The sequence below is a fragment of the Enterococcus sp. CSURQ0835 genome (assembly GCF_902706605.1).
Lineage (GTDB): Bacteria > Bacillota > Bacilli > Lactobacillales > Enterococcaceae > Enterococcus_A.
In genome coordinates this window covers 1-4,025 of record NZ_CACSLH010000058.1, presented here as the reverse complement: position 1 = coordinate 4,025, position 4,025 = coordinate 1, and the positions used below count along the sequence as shown (strand labels likewise).

4 protein-coding genes are annotated in these 4,025 nt (G+C 41.8%); all 4 read left to right on the top strand.

The features are described from left to right. The first annotated feature begins 361 nt into the window (after positions 1–361). A complete protein-coding gene (gene trpS / locus GVJ38_RS13955) occupies positions 362–1,372 on the top strand; it encodes a tryptophan--tRNA ligase (protein WP_159723802.1) in 1,011 nt (336 codons plus the stop codon). 87 nt (positions 1,373–1,459) lie between these two features. Continuing rightward, complete coding sequence (locus GVJ38_RS13950) at positions 1,460–2,392, top strand: ABC transporter substrate-binding protein (RefSeq protein ID WP_159723801.1); 933 nt, start codon at positions 1,460–1,462, stop codon at positions 2,390–2,392. Further along, entirely contained in the window at positions 2,376–3,119 is a 744-nt protein-coding gene (locus tag GVJ38_RS13945; protein ID WP_159723800.1) for an ABC transporter ATP-binding protein, read from the top strand. The genes GVJ38_RS13950 and GVJ38_RS13945 overlap by 17 nt, the downstream gene beginning before the upstream one ends. Next, a complete protein-coding gene (locus GVJ38_RS13940; RefSeq protein WP_159723799.1) occupies positions 3,109–3,852 on the top strand; it encodes an ABC transporter permease in 744 nt (247 codons plus the stop codon). The genes GVJ38_RS13945 and GVJ38_RS13940 overlap by 11 nt, the downstream gene beginning before the upstream one ends. Positions 3,853–4,025 lie beyond the last annotated feature (173 nt).

Genomic DNA, 4,025 nt, shown 5'->3' with positions numbered 1-4,025 from the left:
CAATTTAATAAAACGTACAATTTCTGGAATAAAAGTCATCCGCTGCGTAAGCATTCGACTTTTTTGCAATTTTGAATGAAACATAGTTTTCAGATTTTTCTGAAATTATTTGTGCAACACTAGTGATAAAAAACTCTGGTTCTAATTATAGGCGAAACAAATTTCATTTGTAAAGATTTTTCTGATAATTGCGGTAAAAAAATATCTTTTTCCTCCCCTTTTCGTGTCAGGAAATATTACATATGAATTTTATTGCTGCCTTTGATCTAATTTTTGCAGTTGTCTTCCTATTAAAAAAAGGGTACTATTTGAAAGAAGGTTTTTAACCTATAACTTATATTGAAGAGAAAAGGTGACCGCTATGAAAAATACTATTTTGACTGGCGACCGTCCGACTGGGCAACTCCATTTAGGACATTACGTCGGTTCCTTAAAAAATCGGCTACGTTTACAGCAAGATGAAAATAATCAACTATTCATTATGATCGCTGATATGCAAGCCTTAACAGACAACGCCAAGACACCAGAAAAAGTGTCTTCCAACGTTTTACAAGTCGCACTGGATTATTTAGCAGTCGGCTTAGATCCAACTCGCTCGACATTGTTCATTCAATCCCAGATCCCTGAGCTCGGTGAACTAACGATGTATTATTTAAATCTTGTTTCCGTTGGCCGCGTGCGCCGCAATCCAACTGTCAAAGCAGAGATCGAGCAAAAAAAATTTGGTGAAAGTGTACCAGCGGGCTTTTTCATTTACCCCGTCTCACAAGCAGCTGACATCACAGCTTTTAAAGCTAATCTCGTACCTGTCGGAGAAGATCAAAAACCGATGTTAGAACAGACCCAAGAGATCGTTCATTCCTTTAATCAAACATATGGCGATGTATTGGTGGAACCAAAAGGTGTTTTTCCGGCAAAAGGCATGGGCCGCTTACCAGGCATCGATGGCAATGGTAAGATGAGTAAATCGTTAGGCAACGGGATTTATTTAGCGGATAGTCAAGAGACAGTCGCAAAAAAAGTCATGAGCATGTATACCGACCCCAATCACATTCACGTAGCCGATCCCGGTCAAGTTGAAGGCAACATGGTCTTCACTTATTTGGATGTCTTTGGTACAGACACAAAAAAAATCGCTGAGTTAAAAGAACACTACCGTCGTGGTGGTTTAGGTGATGTGCAGATCAAACGCTATTTGATCGAAGTCTTAGAAGCAGAGCTTGCGCCGATCAGAAAACGGCGTGAGGAATTTGCCCAAGACCCAGAGCATGTGATGCAACTGTTACAACAAGGTAGCCAACAAGCGCAAGCTGTAGCGGCTCAAACATTAAAAGAAGTCAAACAAGCGATGGGTATCGCCTACTTCGCGTAAAAATAAAACATTCCTCTGATAGTTTTTTGCTTAAAAATAAGCTAAACTAGCAGAGGAATTTATTTTTTATTGAAAGAAGGAATTTTAATGAAGAGATTGGTGACGTTTGCTTTACTGATGTTGGTGTTTTTTTTAGCGGCTTGTTCACCCAAATCAGCGACGGATGATTCAGAAAAAACATTGACTTTAGGTGTGATGCCATCAAATGATAATATCCCGTTGATCGTTGCCCAACAGCAAGGGTTTGATCAGAAGCATGGCTTCAAATTGAAGTTAGAAAATTTCAAATCACCAAAAGAACGTGACGCCGCTTTTCAAGCAGGAAAAGTAGATGGGATCAATACGGATCTCGTGGCGGTCGCACTAGCGATCCAAGGCGGAATGGATGTCAAGATCACCGGATCGACTTATGGTACATTTGATCTAGTTTCAAATGATCCGGCAGTCCATCAGTTGAGTGATTTAACTGACAAAGATGTCCTTTTAACTCGAAACAACAGTACCGAATACGCGGTCGACCAACTGTTTAAAGCCGCTCACGTTACTAGCAGTACGATCAAACGCGTTGACTTGCCGCAAGTCCCCACTCGCTTAGAGCTCCTGAAAAATCATAAAGCAGCCGCTGCGATCTTACCCGAACCTTTTACGACTATGGGCAAAGCAGCTGGGATGAACGTTTTAGCTTCAACTCGAGCAAGCGGGATCAATCCTTTTGTTATGGCATTTGAAAATAAAACGATCACCAAAAAAACCAAAGAAATAAAAGCGATGTACGCTGCGTATAATGATGCGGTCGCTTGGATGAAGAACAACCCAAAAGAAAAATATTTGGATCTCTTCATTAAAGAGATCGGCTTTCCAAAATCACTGAAAGACCAAATCGAAGTTCCAGCTTATCCTGAAGCTAGCCAAACCACTACGCAAGATATCACAGCGGCATTTGCTTGGGCCAAAGAAAAAGGACTCTTGAAAAAAGAAATCCAACCGAAAGACGTGTTGAGTGATGTCTACTTCAAATAAGATCCAGCTAAAAAATGTCAGCTACACGTATGATCAAACTCCGATCTTACAAAATTTGAACCTGGAACTGGCTGCTGATACGCGTTACACCTTGATCGGCCCATCAGGTGCTGGAAAAACCACCCTGCTCAATTTATTAGCTGGCTTATTGGAAAAAACAAGTGGGAGTATCACCCAAGCTGATCAGCCTTATTTAGCGAACAAAGTCGGATTAGTCCCTCAAGATTACGGACTTTTACCTTGGCAAACAGTTGAAAAAAGTGTAACGGCTGCCGTCTTGATCCGCCAACAACAAAAACACTTGACCCGCGAACAACAACTGAAATTACAACACTTGTTTGAAGCATTAGGACTGACAGCATTAAAAAGTTATTATCCGCATAAATTAAGCGGCGGCCAAAAACAACGAGTCGCGTTAGCTCGAGCATTTGCTTTGCCTAACGACCTTTTATTATTAGATGAACCGTTTGCCGCTTTAGATGCGTTGACGCGGGAAAAATTGCAGCACTTGTTTTTAACGATGTGGCAAAAGCAGCCGACCACTTCACTCTTCATCACTCATGATATGACGGAAGCTGTTTTATTGGGCCAGCAGATTCTTGTTTTGACTCGGACTGGGCAATTGAAAACGATTTTGTCCAATCCCTTCGTTGAATCTAGCCAGCCTGATCCAGCACGACTGGCATTCATCCAGCAATTGAAAGGAGCGCTACGTGATGGGCCGTAATTTACGCCATTTTCTTCCAGTCGGATTCGTTTTTATCTTCATCCAACTAGTCTGGCTAGGACTGACGAGTGTGTGGCACACCCCGATCTTCCCTTCGCCACTTGACGTTTATGCTCAGTTGCCAGCTACACTTGAAGCGGGATTAGTTTGGCATTTAGGTTATAGTTTTGGCCGGATCTTATTGGGCTTGATCCTAGCGTTGATCTTTGGCGCCAGTCTTGGTTATGTGATGGGTCGCAGCTCATTTTGGAATAAAGTTTTAGGCCCGGTGCTGTATTTAAGTTATCCAATCCCCAAAATCGCATTGCTGCCGATTTTATTACTATTGTTTGGTTTAGGGGAAAGCTCCAAGATCTTACTGTTAGTGTTGATCATCGCGCCGCAAGTTACATTAGCCGTACGCGACAGTGTGTTGCAACTACCCGCTAAATATTATGCGATCTATCACACTTTACAAGCTACCCCTTGGCAAACGTTCAGCCAAGTCACCTTTCCGGCTGCACTGCCAGCTTTGTTTAGTTCATTGCGTGTCTCGTTAGGAATGGCGATCTCCGTTTTATTTTTTGCTGAAAATTATGGTACGGTCTATGGAATGGGCTATTATATTTTAGACGCTTGGACGCGGTTAGACTATCCGACGATGTATCTAGGGATCATCGTGTTGAGCGTAACAGGACTGCTACTCTTTAGTTTGCTGGATCTAGTAAGTCGTCTACTGATCCGTTGGCAATAAGCAAGTCTTGCCACAACGAAAAAACCTTTGAGCGTTTTGCTCAAAGGTCAGACTGTAGACAAAAGATTCATAGAAGGTGTAGAAATCCAATTTCTACGCCTTTTTTGTACACTCTACTATATGTAAGTTCAAAAAAAGCCAAAAAAATAAAGGCCTACTGCCTTTTGTATAAC

Coding starts and splice junctions, on each gene's coding strand:
- trpS (WP_159723802.1), top strand. CDS start 362: ATGAAAAATACTATTTTGACTGGCGACCGTCCGACTGGGCAACTCCAT.
- GVJ38_RS13950 (WP_159723801.1), top strand. CDS start 1,460: ATGAAGAGATTGGTGACGTTTGCTTTACTGATGTTGGTGTTTTTTTTA.
- GVJ38_RS13945 (WP_159723800.1), top strand. CDS start 2,376: ATGTCTACTTCAAATAAGATCCAGCTAAAAAATGTCAGCTACACGTAT.
- GVJ38_RS13940 (WP_159723799.1), top strand. CDS start 3,109: ATGGGCCGTAATTTACGCCATTTTCTTCCAGTCGGATTCGTTTTTATC.